The 19,833-nt window shown below is 64.1% G+C and carries 10 protein-coding genes; 2 read left to right on the top strand and 8 right to left on the bottom strand.

Translation table 11 applies throughout. The features are described 5' to 3' along the window. Positions 1–876 (bottom strand): DMT family transporter, encoded by an 876-nt coding sequence (locus tag PRZ03_RS13035; RefSeq protein ID WP_273600691.1) that lies wholly within the window; start codon positions 874–876, stop codon positions 1–3. 187 nt (positions 877–1,063) lie between these two features. Between PRZ03_RS13035 and PRZ03_RS13030 the strand changes: the two genes are divergently transcribed. After that, on the top strand, positions 1,064–2,017 hold the full coding sequence (locus PRZ03_RS13030) for a hypothetical protein (RefSeq protein ID WP_273600690.1): 954 nt from the start codon (positions 1,064–1,066) through the stop codon (positions 2,015–2,017). 48 nt (positions 2,018–2,065) lie between these two features. Here the strand turns inward: PRZ03_RS13030 and PRZ03_RS13025 are convergent, their stop codons facing one another. The 3 genes from PRZ03_RS13025 to PRZ03_RS13015 form a co-directional block, all read right to left on the bottom strand. Beyond that, complete coding sequence (locus PRZ03_RS13025; protein ID WP_263555578.1) at positions 2,066–2,455, bottom strand: hypothetical protein; 390 nt, start codon at positions 2,453–2,455, stop codon at positions 2,066–2,068. Between the two features lie 64 nt (positions 2,456–2,519). Then, entirely contained in the window at positions 2,520–5,246 is a 2,727-nt protein-coding gene (locus PRZ03_RS13020; RefSeq protein WP_273600689.1) for a serine/threonine-protein kinase, read from the bottom strand. A 10-nt stretch (positions 5,247–5,256) separates the two neighbouring features. Continuing rightward, positions 5,257–5,835 carry an ECF-type sigma factor gene (locus PRZ03_RS13015; RefSeq protein ID WP_273600688.1) on the bottom strand — a complete coding sequence of 193 codons (579 nt, stop codon included), beginning with the start codon at positions 5,833–5,835 and terminating at the stop codon, positions 5,257–5,259. Positions 5,836–6,358: 523 nt separating this feature from the next. On the opposite strand from PRZ03_RS13015, the gene PRZ03_RS13010 reads away from it, so the two are divergent. Beyond that, a complete protein-coding gene (locus PRZ03_RS13010) occupies positions 6,359–6,964 on the top strand; it encodes a diguanylate cyclase domain-containing protein (protein WP_273600687.1) in 606 nt (201 codons plus the stop codon). Here PRZ03_RS13010 and PRZ03_RS13005 read toward each other — a convergent pair. The 4 genes from PRZ03_RS13005 to PRZ03_RS12990 form a co-directional block, all read right to left on the bottom strand. Beyond that, positions 6,945–8,984, bottom strand: a complete 2,040-nt coding sequence (locus PRZ03_RS13005; RefSeq protein WP_273600686.1) for a glycosyl hydrolase family 18 protein — start codon at positions 8,982–8,984, stop codon at positions 6,945–6,947. The genes PRZ03_RS13010 and PRZ03_RS13005 overlap by 20 nt on opposite strands. Before the next feature lie 40 nt (positions 8,985–9,024). After that, positions 9,025–11,925, bottom strand: coding sequence for a chitinase C-terminal domain-containing protein (locus PRZ03_RS13000; protein ID WP_273600685.1), 2,901 nt, complete (start codon positions 11,923–11,925; stop codon positions 9,025–9,027). Between the two features lie 101 nt (positions 11,926–12,026). After that, positions 12,027–13,718, bottom strand: a complete 1,692-nt coding sequence (locus PRZ03_RS12995) for a glycoside hydrolase family 19 protein (protein WP_273600684.1) — start codon at positions 13,716–13,718, stop codon at positions 12,027–12,029. A 732-nt stretch (positions 13,719–14,450) separates the two neighbouring features. Beyond that, the gene (locus PRZ03_RS12990) at positions 14,451–19,586 is read right to left on the bottom strand and encodes a diguanylate cyclase domain-containing protein (RefSeq protein ID WP_273600683.1); all 5,136 of its coding nucleotides are present in this window, start codon (positions 19,584–19,586) and stop codon (positions 14,451–14,453) included. Positions 19,587–19,833 lie beyond the last annotated feature (247 nt).

The raw sequence follows: 19,833 nt of genomic DNA, 5'->3' as shown, positions 1-19,833 counted from the left end.
TTAGCGCCCCTCGGCCGCTTTGGGCCGCCGCTCCAGCGCCGCCAACATCGCGGCGGCCACGATGCACAGACCACCGAGCGCGGTATTCAGGTCCAGATGTCCGCCGCCCCACCACAGCGCCGACGCAGCCGCCACCGGCACCTCGACCAGCATCACGATGGCCGTGATGTTGGCGGGCAGACGGGCGGCGCCATATTGCAGCGAGATATTGGAGAGAAAAAACAGCAGCGCCATGCCGGCCAGTGGCAGCAGCCAGCCCGGGCCGGCCAGACTCGGCCAAGTGATGAAGCCGATGCCCGCCATCATGCTGGCCGCCGTGCCGGCGACCAGCACGCCGCCGCTGAACATGGCCAGCGCCCGCGCCTGGGCGCTGCGGCCGGCCTCGCGCCGCAGCATCACGTTGTTGAGCGCGAAACCAAAGCCGCCCGCCAGCCCCAGGTAATCGGCCAGGCTGGACGGCCAAGGCAGGCCGCCGCCGGCCGGCATCAGCACAATTGCCGCGCCGCCCAGCGCCAGCAGCATGCGCAGGCCGGCCAAGGCGCTCAGCCGCTCACCCAGGATCAGCCGCGCCAGCAACACCGCCCACAGCGGCATCAGGTAGAACAGCAGCACCACGCGCACCACATCGCCCAGCGCCACGCCCCAGTTGAAGGCGGTATTGCTCATGCCGGCCGCCAGCATCACCACCCAGAGCGCCGGCGAACGGGCAAACTCGCGCCAAGCTTGGCCGCGGCTCAGGCTGATCACCCCCAATGAGATGAGGTAAAGCGTTACCGTGGTCCACAGCGGATGCAGGCCGGCGGCCTGAAACTGCCGGAACGGCCACCAGGACAGCCCCCAGACCAGGGCGTTGAACATCAGGGCAAGTGCGGGCATAGGCCGATCGGGAGGGGGTGGCGATTCTCGGCCCAAGCTGGCGAGCAAACCAAGGGTTTATAGCATGGCAAATTTGCCAAAAATGTCCATTGAATCGCCTAAGCTACGCCTGCGCCGCGCGGTGCGCGCGCACCAGTTCGAAAACTTGTATTTCTTTTCGCAACGCTGAACACTGGAGTGCCTTCTCTTGGATCATTTGGCCTGCTTTACCCCGAAGGACCTCAACACGTCCTCCGCCTCGGCGCCCGACCTGGCTGCTTACCGCTGGCGTTTGCTGGCGCAAGGCGACTCCTGGTTTTCCACCGCCACCGCCAAACTTGATGCGCACGCCAATCTGCTGCAGGAGATGTACTTCAAGCAGCCCACCTGCGCGGTCAACTGCGCCGGCTCCGGCGAGGCGCTCAGCCATATGGTGGACCTGGAATCGGCACCCGACTTTGTGCGCTTGTTGAGTGCCGCGGATGCCCCCGTGTGGGACGGCGTGCTGCTCTCGGTCGGCGGCAATGACCTGATATCTGCCGCGCAAACCCCGGCCCACACGCCCGACGGCGCCGACGTGCCGCTGCATCTGCGTCTGCTGCGCCGCCAGACCGAGTGGGGCCCGCCGTCCGCCGGCGTAGCGCGTTACTTCTCCGAGCCCGGCTGGGCCACCTATAGCGAGTACCTGCGCACCAATGTGCGCCATCTGCTGACGCTGCGCGACCAGGGGCCCTCAAGCGGCAAGCCGGTCTTCATGCATTGCTATGCGGTGCCCATGCCCCGGCCAGCCGGCGCCGAAGCCAATGCCAACTCGGAGTTGGGCGCGTCCGGCCCTTGGCTGTATCCGGCACTGAAGGCTTGCGCCTTGCCGAGCGCCGACTGGGCGGCGGTCAGCCGTTTGATGGTGTTCCACCTGGCGCTGCTGCTGAAAAGCATGGCGGCCGACAAGGAGCAATTCCCGGGGCTACATGTGTTCGACTCGACCGCCGTGCCCTTGGCCCCGGCGACGGCCGGCACCAGCGGCAGCAGCGGCGACTGGCACAACGAGATTCACCTCAACCACAGCGGCTGCCTCAAGATTGCCCGCGCCTGGTCCGAGAGCATTGAGCGGGTGCTCAGCGGCGAGGTTCTGGTGGTGCCGGGGGGGAAGAGGCGGTCTTGAGAGATGGCCTTGCACCGGATCTCAGATATAGATACGGTGTCTTGAGCATTACTCCTCGGTGTTCTTTATGACGGGATCATCGCTGGGGTACAGGCTTTCGACCGCGCCGCCGCTGTTGGAGAACATCAGCACCACGCCCTTGCTGACGATCTTGTCGGTCGGCATCCGGACTTCGACGCTGTTGTCATTGCTGGCGGGCTGAAAATTGCCGGCGGTCAAAACCGGCTCATTGCCCAAGGTCTTGTAGACCACGCCGATCAGCAGTAGTTCGGGCGACTGGATCAGGTTGACGGTGCAGCTGGGTGCGGTCTTGGAAATGGTCAAGGCCTCGCCATCGGGCACCGGGTCGGTGCCGTCCGCGTTCTTGAAGTATTGGCAGACGGCAAATTTTTGCGCCGCGTCGAGTGAGGCTTTGACGTAATAAGTGGTGCTGGCCATGGTGTGCGGTATCCCTTCCTCGTTGGAGGTCTGTGTTGTGCTCGATAGGTAGAAGGTTGGGCCTTCAGGTGCCGAGCTTGCTGCGCAACCAATCCTGCTGCGCTTGCACGGCCTCCTTGCGACCCAGGCAGGAATGTGCTTGAACCCAGACCTCGGTGATCTCGTAATGAAGCTGCAAAAGCCGGCGCTGTCCTTGTAGTTCGTCAATTAGCGTGACGCATTGCGCATGTGCCGCTGCCTCGTCCCCGTGCTGCTTGGCCAGCGCTGCCAGATCCAGGCGAAGTTTGGCATTGGCGATATGAAAGAGGAGATTGTCGGGTTGCTTGCTCAGCGCTTGGGCCAGGCTTGGCAGCAGGCTCGTCAGTAGTTCCCGAGCTGCATCGTTCTCATGTTTTGCTTGTAAGTCCTTGGCCAAGGCAAGGCTGGCCTGGGTGCGCAGCGGCAGGCGCCGCAAACTGGTCGCGGCGCCGGTGCCCTGATCCATCGCGATCAATTGCTCGATAGAGGCCTTGGCCAGAGAAGCGTCAGCGTTTGCGGGAGAGGCCTCCGCCAGAGTCAGCTTTGTGCGAATCAAGGCCTGTCGCCATGTGCGCCGTGCAGGCTCTGTTTGCAACAAGTCCTGAAATTGGCCCTGCGCTTGCTGCAATGTTGTGAGGCCCAGCCGGCTGTCTTTCAGGCGCAGTAAAACGCGGCCGAGATGAAGACGCATCGTCGCCTCGCGCTCGATCCAATCGAGGTCATGCGGCGCCAAGGTTCGAGCCTTGGCAATCTGTTCGAGGCCGGTTTCAAAGCTGAGCTTGCCGGCCAGGAATTCTCCCTGCATCACCAAGGCCGAACCTAACCAACTGAAGCCCTCGGCAATGTCGCCTCGCAAAGACAGGTCCTGCGGCATCAGGACTACAGCCTGTTGCTTCAGCGCTTGCGAACTCTGAAGCTGCTCAACCGCGCTGCTGATTTCACCGCGCTCAAGTGCCAGAACGCCCAAATTGGTCAGGGCGTACGCCAGCTCGCGCAAGGGCTCAAACTGGCCCGGCGCATCCCGCAGCCAAGCCTCGCTGCCCAGGCGATAGTCTTCCCAGGCCAGCTTGGCCGGCGCCAATTGCCGCTTGGTGAAATACACATGACCGAGCCAAAACGCGGCCGTGCCCTGCGCTTTGCGCCAGTCATTGGCCAAGCCGGGCTCGGGGCTGGCGCCGGCCAGCAGCTTGCGGGCGGCCAGCAGCGGCTCGACTGCGGCGTCCAGCTCGCGTTTGTTGACGCTGACCTCGCCCAGCACCGTCAGCGCTTTGGCGCGCTGCAAGATGCTGTTCGGGGTCATGATGGGGCCGGCCGCCTCGGTGGCCTCGACCGCGTTCGCGAGCTTCAAATGCGCCAGCGCTTTCGCGCCGACATCATTGAGCAGCTCCATGCGGCCGATGGGTCGTAATTTGTCGGCAAACTCGCCGAGCATATAACCGAGCAGCTCATCGGCTTCGGCGCTGCGCTGCAGCGCCAGTTTTTCGGCCCGCTCGGCGCGCCAGGCCTGGGCGACGCTGAGCGTCGTCAGCGCGGCCAGGGCCAGCACGCCGGCCGTGCCGGCCGCCACCGCCGCCCGGTGCCGGCGTATGAACTTGCCCAGGACATAGGCGCGGCTGTCCGGCCGCGCGGCAATCGGTTCATCGCCGAGCCAGCGGCGCAGGTCCTCGGCCAGCTCGGCGGCATTGGTGTAGCGCTCGGCGGGCATCTTTTTCAGCGCCTTGGCGACGATGGTGTCCAAGTCGCCACGCAACTCGCGGGCCAGGGCCTTATCAAGCACCTGATCCGACAGCTTTTTGGGCGCTACCTCGACCAACGTGCGCATGCGCTCCAGCGGCGTGGTGTGTTCTTCCTCGCCCGGCGTCGTCGGGTGCTGGCCGCACAGCAATAGGTACAGCAGCACACCCAGCGCGTAGACATCGGTGGCGGTGCTGACATCAAAGCCCTGCACCTGCTCGGGCGCGGCGTAACGTGGGGTGTAGGCGCGGCCCGCCTGGCGCGTCAGTTCGGTCGCGGCGGCCGAGGCACTGCCTTCTTCTTCATGTAGCAGCTTGGCAATGCCGAAGTCCAGCAATTTCACTTCGCCGGCAGCCGTCACCAGGATATTGGACGGTTTCAGGTCGCGGTGCAGGATCAGCCGGGTGTGCGCGTGCGCCACCGCTGCCAGCACGTCCTGGAACAAGAACACCCGCTCGCGGGCCGTCAGTGCCTTGCTGTCGCAGTACTGATCCAGCGGCAGGCCGTCTACATATTCCAGCACCAGATAGGGCTGCTCGCCAATATCGCTGATGCCGGCGTCCAGCAGGCGCGCAATATGCGGGTGCGCCAGCCGGGCGAGAATCTGGCCCTCGCGGGCGAAGCGGTTGGCGTCGCCGCGGCCGAGCAAGCCGGCCTTGAGGAATTTGATCGCGGCCAGGCCGTCAAAGCGCCCATCGGTGCGGCGCGCCAGCCAGACCGTGCCCATGCCGCCCTGGGCGATCTCGCGCTCCAGCGTGTAGGCGCCGAGCTGTTGGCCGGGGCTGTTGCTGGCTTTGCTTTGCTGCTGCTGGTTCTCCATCGTCTGCAGCGCGGGTGTGGCCAGATACTGGGCGGCGTCCATCGCTTCCTGGCGCCACAGCAGCTCGCGCAGGTCGGCGGCCAGCTCCTGATCTTGGGCCTCCAGTGCTTGCAAACGTGCCGGGCGCTGCTCGGGCGCCAGGTCCAGCAACTCGTCCAGCAGCGGGCTCAAGAGCGGCCAGCGGGATTTATCGATATGGCGGCGCGTCGTTTCGTTCATGCCGGCTTGTCTACGCTTTAAGTGCCATCGACAAAAACAACCGCGCCTTTTGCCAGTCGCGTTGCACCGTGCGCTCGGTCACGCCCAGGGTCTGGGCGATCTCGGCCTCGAGCAGCCCGCCGAAGTAACGCATTTCCACCACCTGCGCCAGGCGCGGGTCCATCTCCGCCAGCTCGGCCAGCGCCTCGTGCACACGCAGAATCTCGTCGTCGCCCTGCGGCGGCAGCTCGGCCACCGCTGTGTTCAGTGTCACATGCTCGAACTCGCCGCCATGGCGCGCGGCTTGGCGGGCCCGCACCATGTCGATGACGATGTTGTGCATCACCCGCGAGGCATAGGCGAGGAAATGCTTGCGGTCGGGAAAGTCTTGTTGCTGCTGCTCGCCATCGGCTTTGTGCAGCTTGCTATAGAGGCGCAAATACGATTCGTGCACCAGGCCGGTGGCGTCCAGCAGGGTCAGGTGGCCGGATTGGCGCATGCGGCTGTGCGCCAACTTTTGCAAATCGGCATAAAGCAGGGCCACCACGGCTTCCGCTGCGGCGGCGTCGCCAAGGCCCGCGGCGCGTAGCAAAACGGTGATGTCGTTCATCTGACTCTGGGGAATTGGCGGGTTTCAAGCCATACGGCAGCCCGCATTCTAGGGACCCTCTGCAAATCCCCAGTGGGTCGCGTTTGCGAGAGAACAGGCCGGCTCGAAGGCGCGGTGCGAAGGTCGGGCTTTGTGCACGACTGCCGAGCACCGCAACGACCGAGAGGGCCTGTTCTCTCGCAAACCCTTCGGGGCGGGTCTTTGCGGGCGCTGGCCGGCGTTGCGACCCTTACCCAGACACGAGTCTGGGCGGCGGGCCTCGCCTTGGCCAGCATCCCGCAAAGATACCGCCGCGGCCCACCGGGGTTTTGCAGAGGGTCCCTTGCGGCTGGCTGAGTGAGCTTGCGACGCGCGCTGCGAAATATTTTCAAAGCGATGTCGGGTTTGGCGGATAGATCCCGTTTCAAGAAGAGAGGACATGAACGTTTGTTGATGACAGGGAGGCCAAACATATGGGCTGTCGCCGAGCGTTCGTGATCCTCACCCCGCCCGTTATCTTTGGCGCCAACACCTCCAAATTCCCGTGCAAAACAAAGCGACAGCCGATATTTCCTTGTTGTTCAACGAGCGCCATGCAATCGAGCTGGCGGGCTTGCCCGCCATGATTCAGCTGCCCAGCTTGCAAGGCTTTGCCAAGCTGGTCGGTCGTGAGTTGAATCAGGCGCGACGCTTCGGCACCCGGCCGGCGGTGCTCTTGATGGATGTGGAAGTGCGCGAGCCGCTGGGCCAGCCGGTGCTGCAGCAGGCCCAGGCCGCGAGCTTGCTGGATGTCCTGGGCGCACGCCTGCGCAGCCGGGTGCGTGGCACCGATGTGGTGGCCCGCATCGGTGAGCGGCGTTTTGGCGTGGTGCTGCAAAACGTCGAACGCGCCAATGTGCATGTGATCCAGGAGCGGCTGTGCCAGGTCTTGAGCGGCGCCTATGAGTTGGCGCCGCAGCCGCTCTATGCCAGCTTGGTCAGCGGCATTGCCAAATGCGAATGCCCACGCATCTGCGCGTCTGATCTGACGCGCGCCGCCGAAGTGGCCCTCGGCCAAGGTTCGATCGCGGCCGCCAAGCAGGGTAGGCAGCCTGCAAATCTGCTGCCACACCCTGCTGCGGGCCAGGCGCTTACTTCAGCCCGTCGCTGATCGCCTTCAGCAGCGTCGAGTTGGCGTCGTCACCGCTGAACTCCCAGAAGAAGGCGCCGCCCAGGTTCTTGCTCTTCAGGTAGTTCATCTTCTCGGTGATTTGCACCGGGGTGTCAAAGCTCCAGAAGGTGGTGCCGTTATAGATCCACTGCGCGCGCGAGGCCGCATCGACAAAGCTCGGGTAGCCCAGGGTCTTGAGGATGCGGTAGTCCTCGATGCCTTTCTCGTACTTGCCCGGCGCGCCGACGCCCGGTTGGTAGAGGCCGTTGCCGACATTGGGCACATTGGTCCAGCCGCGACCGTAGAAGCCGATGCCGAGATTGAGCTTTTTGGCCGGCACGCCACGGTCCAGGAAGGCCTGGATGGCGTCATTGCTGTTGTAGAGGCGCACATCGCCGGTCGAGGGGTCGGCTGGCGAGGCATAGAGCGCCGAGTGGAAGCCGGTCGTGGGCTCGAACGCACCGTGGAAGTCATAGGTCATGACATTGATGAAATCCAGCGAGGGATGGAACGCTGCGGGGTCCATCACGCGGATCTTGTCGATGCCGGCGGGTGCGGCAATCGTCAAGAGCAGGCCGGGCTTGGCGGCGTCGAGTTGCTTGCGGAACTCGGCCAGCAAGGCGGTGAAATTGGCTTTGTCCTCGGGCGCGCCGCAGCTCAGGCCGCAGGCGACCGGGTATTCCCAGTCGATGTCGATGCCGTCAAACACACCGGCCGCCGCGCCCGGGCCGCCGGCGTAATCGGTGACCGGCAAGTCACCCTTGATATAGGCGTCGACGCAGGATTTGACGAAGGCCACGCGGTTCTCGGGCCGCGCCGCGCTGGAGAAGCCGCGCGAATAGGTCCAGCCGCCCAGCGAGATCAAGACCTTGAGCTTGGGGTATTTGGCCTTGAGCTTCTTGATTTGCCCCCAGCTGCCGCGCAGCTTCTGGTCCCACAGATCGGCCACGCCGTCGACGCTTTGCGCCGCTTGAATCGACTTGGTGTAGTCGGCAAAGGCGTCGCCGCCGACGCCGGTGCTCTCGTTGACCGGCACCGTCAAGCCGACCTCGCAGCGGTTGTTGCGCACATTGCCGAAGGCGTAATTGATATGGGTTAGCCTTGCCGCGGCGCCGCCGGCGTCAATGTCTTTGACATTGAAGTTACGGTCGTAAATACCCCATTGCGCAAAATAGCCCAACACGTTCTTGGCGCCGCTGACATCCGCCTTGGCGGTGCGCACGCTGAGCACCGGTGAAGCGGGCGAGGCGCCGGCCTGGTTGAAAGCGATGACGCTGAAGTTGTAGGCGGTGTCGGCCGCGAGGCTGTTGACGGTGGCGCTGGTGCTGCTGGTCTGGGCGACTTGTGTCGCCGCTTGCTGTACACGGTATTGCACCGTGCAGTTGGGCGCAGCGGCGGATGCCGCCCAAGTCAGGGCGACGCTGGCGCTGGTCTGCGAGGGTGAGGTGAGGCCGCTCGGTGCGGCCGGCGCCGAGGCGCAGGCGCCGCTGGCGGTGCTCGTTAGCAAGGCGCTGCTGGCGGCCGACACATTGCCGGCCTTGTCGCGTGCCCGCACTGCATAGCTGTAGGCGGTGCCTGCCGTCAGGCCGCTGTCCACCAGGCTGGTGGCGGTGGGTGAGGCGACCACGCTGCCGCCGCGCAGCACGTCATAACCGGCCACGCCGCTGCCGGCGTCGGTCGAGGCGCTCCAGCTCAATGTGATGCTGCTGGTGGTGGCACCGCTGGCGCTCAGGCCGGCGGGCACCGTGGGCGGCGTGGTGTCGACCTGCACGCCATCGCAGGCGCCCAGCGGCTTCCAGACATCCCATTGGCCGGCATTGGTCGCGGGCGAATTGTTCTGCGTCCACCATTTGGCCTGGAAGGCTTGCTTGGATTGCTGCACGTTTTGGCCGGCGGTGTACGTGCCTTGGGCGCTCCACTCCGGCACACCGTTGCAGTCAAAAGCGTAAGCGACGGGGCTGGCCAAACCGGCCGCGATGACAGCTGCGAGGCTGAGCAGGCTGCGTTGAGGTGATTTCATTGGGTTCTCCTGTGTAGCTGGTCAATGACGAGGTGAGGGCTCAGTTCTTGCGCAGCGCTGTTGGCGCCAGCTTGGCTGAGGTGGTGGTTGCCGTCGCTGTTAGTGGCGCGAGGTCGGCACGCCGCGCTTCTTGCTTGAGGCTGTAGGACTTGCCGCCAAAGCTGACGATCCAGTTGCTCGGCATCGGCATAGGCAGGTAGTAGTTCAGCGCGATGGTGACGCTCTGGCCCGGTGCCAGCGATTGCCAGGTCGGCAGCTTGAAAGCGGCGCGGTGGAACTCGTTCGTGAGGCCGCCGATGTTGTTGCCGGCCGCGTTGGCGCCGCTTTGAATGACCTTGAGGCCAAAGCCGGTCTGGTCGGTCAGCGTGGCGGGAATGGCGGTCGGGATATCAAAGCTGAAGTCCGTGCCGCCAGGCAGGGTTTGCGTGCTGTTGTTGGTCAGCGTCAGCTTGGGGTTGATTGGGTAATTAGCGTCACCGAGCGCGAAGCCGGCGATGCTGAAGGCGATGTCCAGGCTTTCTGTCGGCATGGCTGCGCTGGTCAAGCGGTTGCCATAGGCCGGCGCGGTCTTGAACTTGTTGTAGAGCAGGCTGGTCAAGGTGTTGCCCATGAAGTACTCGCCACGCGCAGCGTCCCAACCATAGTCACCGGCCAACTCCCAGAACATCACGCCGCCAATGCCACGCTCGGCCGCGTACTGCGCCTTGAGCGCCAGGCTTTGCTCGGTCTCGGTGGAGAGGAAGACGCGTTTTTGCGCGTTCCACAACCAGGGCGCCACCAGCTTGGCATCGAAGAAACTGGCGTAGCTGCCGGTCAGCTGATCGGCCGGGTTAGTGGCCGGGTTCAGGCCGTAGGCGGCCAGGTAGCTGCCTGGGCGGCCGGCGGCCAGATTCATCGTGTGCCAGAGCGGGTTCGACCCGGCCGGGACTTCTTTGCTCGATACATCCAGGTCATGCCAGAGGTTGTCGATGCCGATGGCACCGGCGCCGCACTTCTGAACCGTGCCGCCGCCGGTACCGACCGGGCATTTGGTCTGGTCGGCCTGCGCGGCTTGCCCCCAGAGACCGTTGCTGCCGCCCACCACATCCTTGAAGCCACGGGTGTAGTAAGGCACGCCGATATTGATGCGGCCGGCCGGCATTGAGCCGCGGAAGTAGTGATAGGCCCAATCGGTGTTCAGGTAGCCGATATTGGCGTATTGGGCGCTGGTGTAGTAGCTCCAGGCGGCCAGTTCAGCGTCCTTGCCGTCGTCAAACAGCGCGGCGTTCGGCCCGACGAACTGGTTCCAGGCGCCGTGCAGGTCATAACTCATGATGTTGACGTAGTCCAGGTACTGGGTGACCTGGTAGTTCTCCATGCCGCGCAGCAGATAGGCGGAAGAAGGCGCGGCCACCGTCAGCAGGTAATGGCGTGCGTCGGCCTGGCCGGCGGCGTCGAGCTTGGCGCGCAGCGTTTGCATCAGCACGGCAAAGTTCTTGGTCAGCGTGGCGCGGCGGGCGTTGGAGATCGCGAAGTCATCCGGGTTGCCGGCGTCCTTCATGCTGGTGGCGTATTCGTAGTCGATGTCCACGCCGTTGAAGCCGTATTGGCGCAGGAAGGCGACGGCCGAGTCGGCAAAGGTGTTGATGCCGGCGACGTTGGCGCTGCCGTCGGCATTGGTCGTCATGGTGTAGAAGCCGCCATTGGCGACGCGTTTGCCGGCGTCGTCAAAATAGCCGCCGGTCTCAGCCCAGCCACCGATAGACACCATGGTCTTGACCTGTGGATAGAGCTTTTTGTATTTGTTCAGCAAGTTGAAATGGCCTTTGTAAGGCAGGGCCGGGTCCAGCTCGGCGCCGGCTACACCGGGCCAGCTGATGCCGGTGGCCGGGTTGTTCGGGTCGGCGGCGTTGCCGATCGAGACCTTGTTTGCACCATCGATATGGGCAAAGGCGTAGTTGATATGGGTCAGCTGTGCCCAGGGGATTTGGCTGGCGAGATAGGCCGGCTGGCCGTTCTTGCCGGTGCGCCAGCTGGTGAAGTAGCCGATGATGCGGCGCGGTTTGTCGCTACCCATGATCTCGCGGCCTTGGCTGTCATAGACCTTGCAATAGGCGGGCGCGGTGCCGGGGCTGGTGATCAGGCCCTCGGGGCGGCAGCGCTCGTCGCCGGCCGGCGGCAGGCCGCTGACGGTGACGCGCACGGCGGCGCTGTCTGTGCTGGCGCCCTTGTCATCGGTGGCGCGGGCGACGATGTCGTTGACACCGGCGCGTGCCGTCCAGCTTAAAGAATAGGGGGCCGTGCTGTCTTCGCCGACCAAGGCGCCGTTGACGAAAAAAGCGACCTTGGCGACGCTGCCATCGCTATCGGCCGCATTGGCGCTGAGCGTGACGGCGTCTCCGGCGGCCGGGGTGGCGCTGGCGCCGGGCGCGGTCAGCGCGACGCTGGGCGGCTTGTTGGTGGAGGTGGCGCTGACGGTGACTTGGGCGGTCTTGCTGGCGGTGGCACCCTTGTTGTCGGTGACCGTCAAGCTAATCGTGTAGGTGCCAGCCGCCGCGTAAGTGCGGTTGGCGCTGACGCCGCTGGCAGAAGAGCCGTCGCCGAAGTTCCACGCATAGCTGGCGATGCTGCCGTCCGGGTCGCTGGAGCCTGCGCCGTTGACACTGGCTGTTAGCGCGCTGACGCTGCTGCTGAAGGCCGCCACCGGCGGCTGGTTGACGACGACGCCGTCACAGGCGCCGAGTGTCTTCCAGACATCCCATTGGCCTGAGTTGGTAGCGGGCGTATTGTTCTGCGTCCACCATTTGGCTTGGTAGGCCTGTTTGTTTTGCTGGACGATGCCGCCGCTGAGGTAGGCGGTGGCGCTGGACCACTCGGCCACGCCGGTGCAGTTGTAGGCCAGCGCGGGGTTGCCGGCGGCCATGGCGCCAAGCGCCAGGCTGATTGAGAGGGAGAGTCTCATGGTTGAAATCCTTGATTCTGAGAAGGAGCAGGGTGCACAAAGCCAGACCCAGCGCTTGGCGCGCGGGCCGGGGGGAGGGGATTGGTGGGGGGTGCCGAGATCTAAGGCTTGATCACGACGTCAAAGTACTTCAGCACGCAGCTTTGGTAGTCGCCGCTCTTGAGGGCCGAGTAGGCGGTCTGGTAGCCGACCAATTTGCAGGCAAAGGACTTGCCCTCGGGCATGTCGGCGTAATAGGCCCAGTCTTGATCCCAGTAGATATCGAGTGCGCCGGCGCCGCCGACCACGAACTGTTTCTGGTTGCCGCAGCCCAGTTCTTCGGTGGCGGCTATGGGCACGCCCAAGGCGGCGGCATGCTGGCGGTAGTAGGCGATGCGGTTGACGGACTGTGGCTTCTCGGCGCCCTGGCCGCATTCGATGCCGCCGTTGATGACGTTGGTGGTGGCGCCGAAACCGGGCTTGATGCCTGCGGCTTGGTCCACCGCATTGGGCTTCCAGCTGCCGTCCACCACATGCAGCATGCTGGGCTTGGGCGAGGCCGGGTAGGCGTAGAAGAACACGGCGGAGGCGAGGTTCAGCCAGCTGTCGGCCACTTGCTCGGGTTTGTCCAAGAGGACGCGTACATCGCCGAACATCGCGTCGGAGAACGGCCCGTAGTTGAAGCTGTAGGACAGCTGCTTGGCGCCGCGCCCGAAGTATTGCTTGTAGCGGCCCTGTGCGTCTTTGCCGCAGGGCCAGACCTGGCCCTGCCAAGTCGTGGGCAGGCATTCATTGTTGTAAGGGCAGCCATAGCTGTCTTCGCTGCAGCCGGCTTCGCGCACGAAGTAGAGCGCCTGGCGCCACTCAGGGATGGTGTTATTGCGATCATGTGCGCCGGTCTCCTGGGTGAAGTGCGCGAACATCGTGGCCAGGGTTTTGCGGCAGATGGCTTCCGCGTCGCGGCCATCGCTGTAGTCGGCGCAAACGCCGGAGAACTTGGCGATCGCCTGCAGCAGGCCGGTATAGGTGTAGCTCGGGTTGCGCAGCGGGAACAGATACTCCCACTGGCTGGCAGGCAAGATGCGCTCAACCCGTTTGACATTGGGCGGGTTGGTGGCGGCACCCGGTGCCACGGCCGTGACGACGCTATTGGGCCGGGTGGCAATCGAGGCCTTGACCGAGGCGAATAAGGGCGTATTGGTCAGATTGGCTTCGGTCGCCAGCACATCGGCCTGGCGCAAGAGGTATTTGCCGGTGATGGGGTCCTTGACCACGGCGACCAGACTGACGCTTTGCGCCTTGGTGCCGGTGGCGCCCTTGTTGTCGGTGACCGTCAAAGTAACGGCATAGGTGCCGGGCTTGGCGTAAGCGTGGCTGATCTTGGCGCCGCTGCCGGCGCTGCTGGCGTCGCCAAAGTCCCAGCGCCAGCTACTGACCTGGCCATCGGAATCGCTGGAGGCGGAAGCGTCGAAAGCGACGCTGAGGCGATCGGTCGTGCTGCTGAAATTGGCAATCGGCGCCTTGTTGCCGCTTGTCCCGCCGCCGCCCCCCGCATCGCAGGCGCCGAGCGGCTTCCAGACTCCACCAGATGCGGAGTTGGTGGCCGGCGGCTGCGCCTGCGTCCACCAGTTGGCGGCATAGGCCTGGCCTGCGTCTTGCACCTGCTTGCCGCCGGTGTAAACGGTGCTGGCCGCCCAGGGCGGCAGCGCGGCGCAGTCGACGGCCAAGGCCGGCCCGGCAGCCGCCGCAAGCGCCAGCAGCAGGGTCGCCCGGCGAGGCGAGGACAAAAACGCATTGGCTTTTTCTTGCATCATGTTCAGAACTCCATGTCTCGTGATCAACGAGGCCTCCGAGCGCCTCATGCGGGCGTTTGGGGCTTTGTCCATCCGCCCCGGCGATTGCGACCAGGGTCGGTCTGAAAGTGGCATTAATTCACAATCGACCACTTGTGCGGCCTAAATGTAGATACCAATTGATCAACAGGTATGGTTGTAAACCCCTATAGATGCGGTAACCATCTGTAAGGAGTGATACCAGTTCAAGTCCTGTTGGAGGCATTGCTATTTCCCGGCGGGGCGTAGTTTGGACAGGTTTTGAAGCCTGGTGGGCAGCCGGCTTTGCGCCTGCAAGCCAACGGTCAGCGGTGCTTGAAAAGACCTGAGTTGGCGCAAATACTAGGCAGGCCCGGGGCTTGCCGCCATGTCCGTTTAGGCCACCGGTTTGACATTTGCGGACAAACGCAAAAACGGCCCGCAAGCCAGGCGTGGCGGGCTTTCTGCTTTGTCAGGCCGCGGGTCTCGTGGGCTCCGGTGGAGCTGCTCGGTCTGTCGCTATGGCGACTGAATAAGGCGTTAGCCAATGGGTGCCGAGGGTTGGCATTTTGACGACTCGGCGAGCTGTTCCGGGCGCCTGAAATTGGGCCGGCGCAAGGGCGCGGCGCCAGCTTTGAAACTAACGCTTATTTCAGTGTGTAGCAGCGCCTTGATGCCTGCCTCTGGGGCAAACCCGAGCTGTCAGGTTTTACAGGGTCGAAAACCAGCCTGAACTCACAGGCAATAGCGGTCGCGCCCCGTCGTCTTAGCGCGGTAGAGGGCTTGGTCGGCCGCTTCGAAGAGCTGGCTGGCGCCGTCGGCTTGCTGGGGCACGGCCTGCGCCAGGCCCAGGCTGATGGTGACCACGTCGCTCGCCACCGAGCTTTTGTGCGGTATTTGCAGCTGGCGCACGGCGTCGAGCAGTCGCGCCGCAATCAGCTGGGCTTCCTCGGGGCTGGCGTCGGCCAGCAGGATGACGAATTCCTCCCCGCCGAAGCGGGCCAACAGATCGCTGGCGCGGTTGACGACGCTTGCGAGCGCGCTCGCCACCGCCTTCAAGCAGCGGTCGCCTTCGAGGTGGCCGTAGCTGTCGTTGTAGGGCTTGAAGCAGTCGATGTCGATCACCATCAGCGTGAGCGTGCTGGCGTTGCGCAAGGCGCGCTTCCATTCCTCCTCAAAAACCTGCTGGAAATGGCGCTTGTTGGAGACTTGCGTGAGCGTGTCTATCAGCGTGAGCTTTTCCAAGGCCTCATTGGCGGCCTTGAGCTTCTCGGTCGCCAGTGACAGTTCTTGGGTGCGCTCTTGTACGCGCTGCTCCAGGTTTGCATAGAGCAGCGAGTTCTCGATCGAGATACCGGCCTGTGCGGCCAAGATGCCCAGCAGTTCGACCCGCCCGGCGGTGAAGGCGCCGCTGGTCTGGCTGTTCTCCAGGCAGATGACGCCAATCAACTCACCCTGGTGGATGACGGGCACGCAAAGCAGCGATTGCGGCCGGGCCTGCACCACATAAGCATCGTCCCAGAAGCGCGCGTCGGCTTGCGCATCATGGAGCACGACGGACACGCCCAGGCGGGCGACATATTGGACCAGCGAGACCGGCAAGTCGGCGCCGTTCAGCGGCGTGCCGCCGAGTATGCTCACCCCGGCGCTGACCGAGCCCGTCGCTTCGACCGTCAGCTCACCCCGTTCGACCCGGATGAAGCAGCCTTTTTCGGCGCCGGCGTTCTCCAGCATGATGAGCATCAGCTTTTGCAACAGAGTCGACAGCCGGATCTCCCCCGAGATGGCCTGCGTGGCTTTGATGATGGTTTCGATGTCCAAACTGGCCTTGCGGCGCGAGCCGGCGCTCGACAAGCTGGCATTCGAGCGCAGCTGCCCCTTGCTTTGCAGGGCGCCGGAGTAGGGCAGGTCCTCGTCGCTCGGCAAGGGCAATTCCGAGAGGCCGTGCGTTGAGCGTCGACCGAGGAATTGCGGGAAGTCGTTCAGCAGCCTGTCGGCGATGCCGCTGGCACCCCAGAGCTGATAGCCGTAATAGGCTTCTTGCAAATGGCCGCGCGCCGACATCACCAGGCTGGTTGATGCGAAGAAGCGACCGGCCAATTCGTTGCCCAGCGCCTTGTTTTGCAGGTAACCATGTTCGTCGGCCGAGCGGATCGCGCGTGCGTACAGATCGGCGACCTCATAGCCTGGTTTGCTCAGGCGCTGGATCTCGGCCCGGATCAACAGCGCCTTGTGCTCGAAGTTGGCGGGGTTGAGCCGCGCCCATTGTTCAAACTTGGCCAGGATCTTGCGCGCCCGGCGCAGGTGCGCTGCGTTCGGCTTGGCCTCAAAGGCCGCGCAGAGGATCAGTGCATGGTAGAAATGGTGCTCGACCGTGTGCAACATGGCGAGCGAATGCTTGAGATAGCGCGCCGATTGACGTGCCATCTCCAGCGCCTCGGCGGGCCGGCGCCACAGATACAGCGTCTGCATCTTGTTGACGAAATAGAAATGCGCGAAGTGCTTGGAGGAGAACTTCTCCAGCCGGCCGACCAACTCGGCCTCGCTGAAGTGATGGTCGCCAAACGAAGCCGGCCCCTCGGTCATGCCTTCGAGATTCTGGACGGCGCGCAAGACAGACCTGATCGCGTCGGCCGGCTCATGGCTGCCGATCCGCTCCATCAAGGCCAGATAGTCTCGCCCGAGCTTGTGCAGTTCGGGCAGCGCGACGCCGCGGATGTACTGGCTCTCCAGCAGCGTGCAGGCCGCGCAGGACAGGTGAAAGAAGTCGCCGGTCTGCAGACCGCTGTCAAAGGCGGTGCGGTAATAGGCCTCGGTGTCGCGGGCAGGTTTCAGCCAGAAATGGGTGAAGTAGCCGGCCACGAAATTGATCTCGCTGCGCTGCTTTGCTTGATCAAAGCGCGCGTTCATCGCCAAGGCGAGCTGGCCGAATTCATAGCCGGCCTGATGGCGACCGAGCACGCCGCCGAGGAAGATGCCGCCGAACACGAGGTAGGCGACGGCGTTGTCTTCCATCGTGCCGTGCTTGAGGCTGAGATTGACCGCCTTGACGGCATTGGCGACGCACAGCTCGGGTCGGATCTGATAGGCGGCCTTGAGCAGCGCGCCGATCAGGCGCATCGCGCTGCACATTTTTTCGTCCCGGCACAGCGGCAGATCGATCAGCTCGGCGACTTGTTTGCCGCGCATGCGCCATTTCAGCTCGGCCAGGTCCAGCGCGAACAGCGGCGGGGCGAAGCCCGCAGGCAAGGACACGCCGAAGCGCTTGAGCGCCTCCCGCCCGGTCTGGTAGGCCAGCTGGAAATTGCCGGTGTTGGTGTGGAAATGAATCAGGGCCTCGTAGACCGAGGAGAGGGCCGCCTCGTCCGGTGCATCTTCCAGCGCTTGGCGATAGGCGTGCAGCGCGGCTTCGTTTTGCCCGCTCAGGTGTTCACACTCGGCGCGCTCGAACAGGATGCGCCAGCGCAGCTGCGGGCTGCGCTGCGGCAAGCCTGTGTGCAGGGACTGGGCTACCGCCAGGTACTGCAGCGCGGGCTGGTAGGCGATCGCTTGCTTGGCCTTGCCGGCGGCCCTGAGATTGAGTTCGGCCAGCTGAAGGCGTAGCGCAGCGTCGCTGACCAGGGGCAGGCCTTGGTTGAGGTGGTTGACGATGTCGAACAACCTGTCGTCGACTTGGTCTTGCGGGGTGCTTTGCAGCAGCAGGGTGCCTGCCCTGTGGTGGGCCTGCATCTTCTCGGCCTCGCTCAGCAGGTCATAGGCAGCCTGCTGCACGCGGTCATGCAAGAAGCGAAAGCGTACGAGGCAATCGGGCATGGTCTGGGCGCCAATGCCAGTGATGCCGCTGTTGTCGCTGGAAGCGCTAACGCCACTATCCAGCAGTTTGTATTCGTCGCCGATGGGAATGACCAGCTCGGCCTGCTGGGCCGCGCGAAAGGCTTCAGCCAAGGCGGCGGGCGTGGCCTCGCTGACCACGGCCAGTTCTTGCAGCGTGAACTGGTTGCCTATGCAGGCGGCCATCTGCAGCAGGCGCTGCGTGGCGGCGGGCAGCTTGCGGATCATGCCCGACATCAGCTCGACGACGTTGTCGGTGATGCCGACGCGGTCGATCTGAGCGATGTCCCAGCTCCAGCAGCGGGCGGCGGGATCAAAGCTCAGCAGGCCGCTGTCGTGCAGGTTCTTCAGCAGCTGGTTGATGAAGAAGGGGTTGCCGCCGGTTTTGCGAGAGACCAAGGCGGCCAGCGGCTGCGCCCGCTCGAACGTGCAGCACATGGTGTCGGCAACCAGTTCCTGGACGACCTCGGGCGGGAGCTGCTCGAGCGCGATTTCCTGCAGCGCCAGGCCCGCGCTTCTGATTCGTGCCAGCGCCAAATGCAATGGGTGCGCGCTGTCCAGGTCCATCTGCCGATAGGCGCCGATGATCAGCAGGTGCCGGCAGCCCTCGTCGGCGCCCAGCAGCTCAAGCAGGTTCAGCGAGGCCTGGTCGGCCCATTGCAGGTCGTCCAGAAACAGCGCCAGCGGATGCTCGGCCTGCGCGAAAGCGCGCACGAAACTGAGCAAGTAGAAGTTGAACCGGTTCTGCGCTTCATGTGGCGCCAGCGGAGGCACTTCGGCCTGGGGGCCGAGGATGTGCTCCAGCTCCGGAATGACGTCCATCACGACGCGCGCATTGCCGTCCATGGCGGCGAGCAGACGCTTGCGCCAATGCGCGATGCGCGCGTCGCTCTCGGTCAGGATCTGGTGCAGCAGGCTCTGGAAAGCCTGTATCAGCGCCGCATAGGGGATGTTGCGGCGAAATTGGTCGAACTTCCCGGAGACAAAATAGCCGCTGCTATGCGCAATCGGCTTGTGGATTTCGTTGATCAGCGAGGACTTGCCGATGCCGGAGTAACCCCTTACCAGCACGAAGCCGGGCGAGCCGGTGCAGGCGCGCGCGTAGGCATCCAGCAGGCTTTGGACCTGGGCGTCCCGGCCGTAGAGCCGGGCCGGCAGGCTGAAGCGCTCGGGCAGCTCGTGGCGGCCGGGCTCGAAGCCTTCGAGCAGGCTGCCGGCGGCGAGCGCTGCGATGCATTCGTCCAGGTCGCCGCAGAGGCCGGCGCTGCTTTGATAGCGCTGCTCCGCATTTTTGGCCATCAGCTTGTCTATCACCCGCGCTAGCGCGACCGGGATGGTGGCGTCTTGCAGGTGCAACTGGGGCGGCATGACGGCGATGTGCTGATGCACCAGCTCCATGCCGTCCTGGGCTTCGAAGGGCCGCCGACCCAGCAGCAGCTCATACAGCGTGATGCCCAGCGAGTAGTAGTCGCTGCGGTAGTCCACCGGCCGGTTCATGCGGCCGGTCTGCTCCGGCGCGATATAGGCCAGCGTGCCCTCCAGATGCTCGGGGCTGTTCGTTTGGCCATTGTCATGAGCCATGCGGGCGGCGTTGCCAAAGTCGATCAGCTTGATCTCGCCCGTCTGCGGGTTGATGAGGATGTTGTTGGGATTGACGTCTTTGTGGACGATGCCCTGGCGATGGACCTCGCCGAGGATGGCGCCAATGCGTCGGCCTATGAGCAGCTTGTCTTGAAGGGAGAAGGCAGCCGTGGCCGCCAGGGCTCGCAAAGGCTGGCCACCGAAATCCTCCATCACGATGGCCAGCGAATGCTGGAATTTCTCAAGCCCATGCGCCTTGATGATGCCGGGGTGGTTCAGGCTGCTGACGAGTTCGTACTCATGCCGAATGCGCGCCAGCTGCAGCGGCGAGGGGAACTCGATGGCCAAGATCTTGACGATCACGGGCGCCCCGTCGGCTTGGCGCACGCCCTTGAGGATGGAAATCGGCGTGTTCTCGAACAGTGGCTCTGCGAGCAGATAGCCTTCCAGCTTGATCATGAATCTTCTTTATTGCTATGGCGGCCGGCGCGTGGGCTTGAAAACGTTTCAGGAATGGGAAATTGACCTGTCTTCTGACGCTGGGGGGCAAGTATCACCGCCTTTGAGCGGCTCTTTCGTTTGCGCCTGCGAAAGCCTGCGACTTGAGCTGTTTTGTCACGCATTCTTATTGCCGTCATACATGCTTCTAGCGGGCATACTTCCGGCTTGCCAAGCTCACAAGCTTTGGCGGGAACAGGGGCGCGGC

The organism is Roseateles albus, assembly GCF_028595345.1.
In the GTDB taxonomy this organism is placed as follows: Bacteria; Pseudomonadota; Gammaproteobacteria; order Burkholderiales; family Burkholderiaceae_C; genus Paucibacter_A; species Paucibacter_A albus.
The sequence above is the reverse complement of the archived record's forward strand: the minus strand, read 5'-3'. Positions and strand labels throughout refer to the sequence as shown.

What these genes read in the sequence shown, in the direction of transcription:
- PRZ03_RS13035 (WP_273600691.1), bottom strand. Translation starts at nt 876, where the DNA reads ATGCCCGCACTTGCCCTGATGTTCAACGCCCTGGTCTGGGGGCTGTCC.
- PRZ03_RS13025 (WP_263555578.1), bottom strand. Translation starts at nt 2,455, where the DNA reads ATGGCCAGCACCACTTATTACGTCAAAGCCTCACTCGACGCGGCGCAA.
- PRZ03_RS13015 (WP_273600688.1), bottom strand. Translation starts at nt 5,835, where the DNA reads ATGAACGACATCACCGTTTTGCTACGCGCCGCGGGCCTTGGCGACGCC.
- PRZ03_RS12990 (WP_273600683.1), bottom strand. Translation starts at nt 19,586, where the DNA reads ATGATCAAGCTGGAAGGCTATCTGCTCGCAGAGCCACTGTTCGAGAAC.
- PRZ03_RS12995 (WP_273600684.1), bottom strand. Translation starts at nt 13,718, where the DNA reads ATGATGCAAGAAAAAGCCAATGCGTTTTTGTCCTCGCCTCGCCGGGCG.
- PRZ03_RS13020 (WP_273600689.1), bottom strand. Translation starts at nt 5,246, where the DNA reads ATGAACGAAACGACGCGCCGCCATATCGATAAATCCCGCTGGCCGCTC.
- PRZ03_RS13000 (WP_273600685.1), bottom strand. Translation starts at nt 11,925, where the DNA reads ATGAGACTCTCCCTCTCAATCAGCCTGGCGCTTGGCGCCATGGCCGCC.
- PRZ03_RS13005 (WP_273600686.1), bottom strand. Translation starts at nt 8,984, where the DNA reads ATGAAATCACCTCAACGCAGCCTGCTCAGCCTCGCAGCTGTCATCGCG.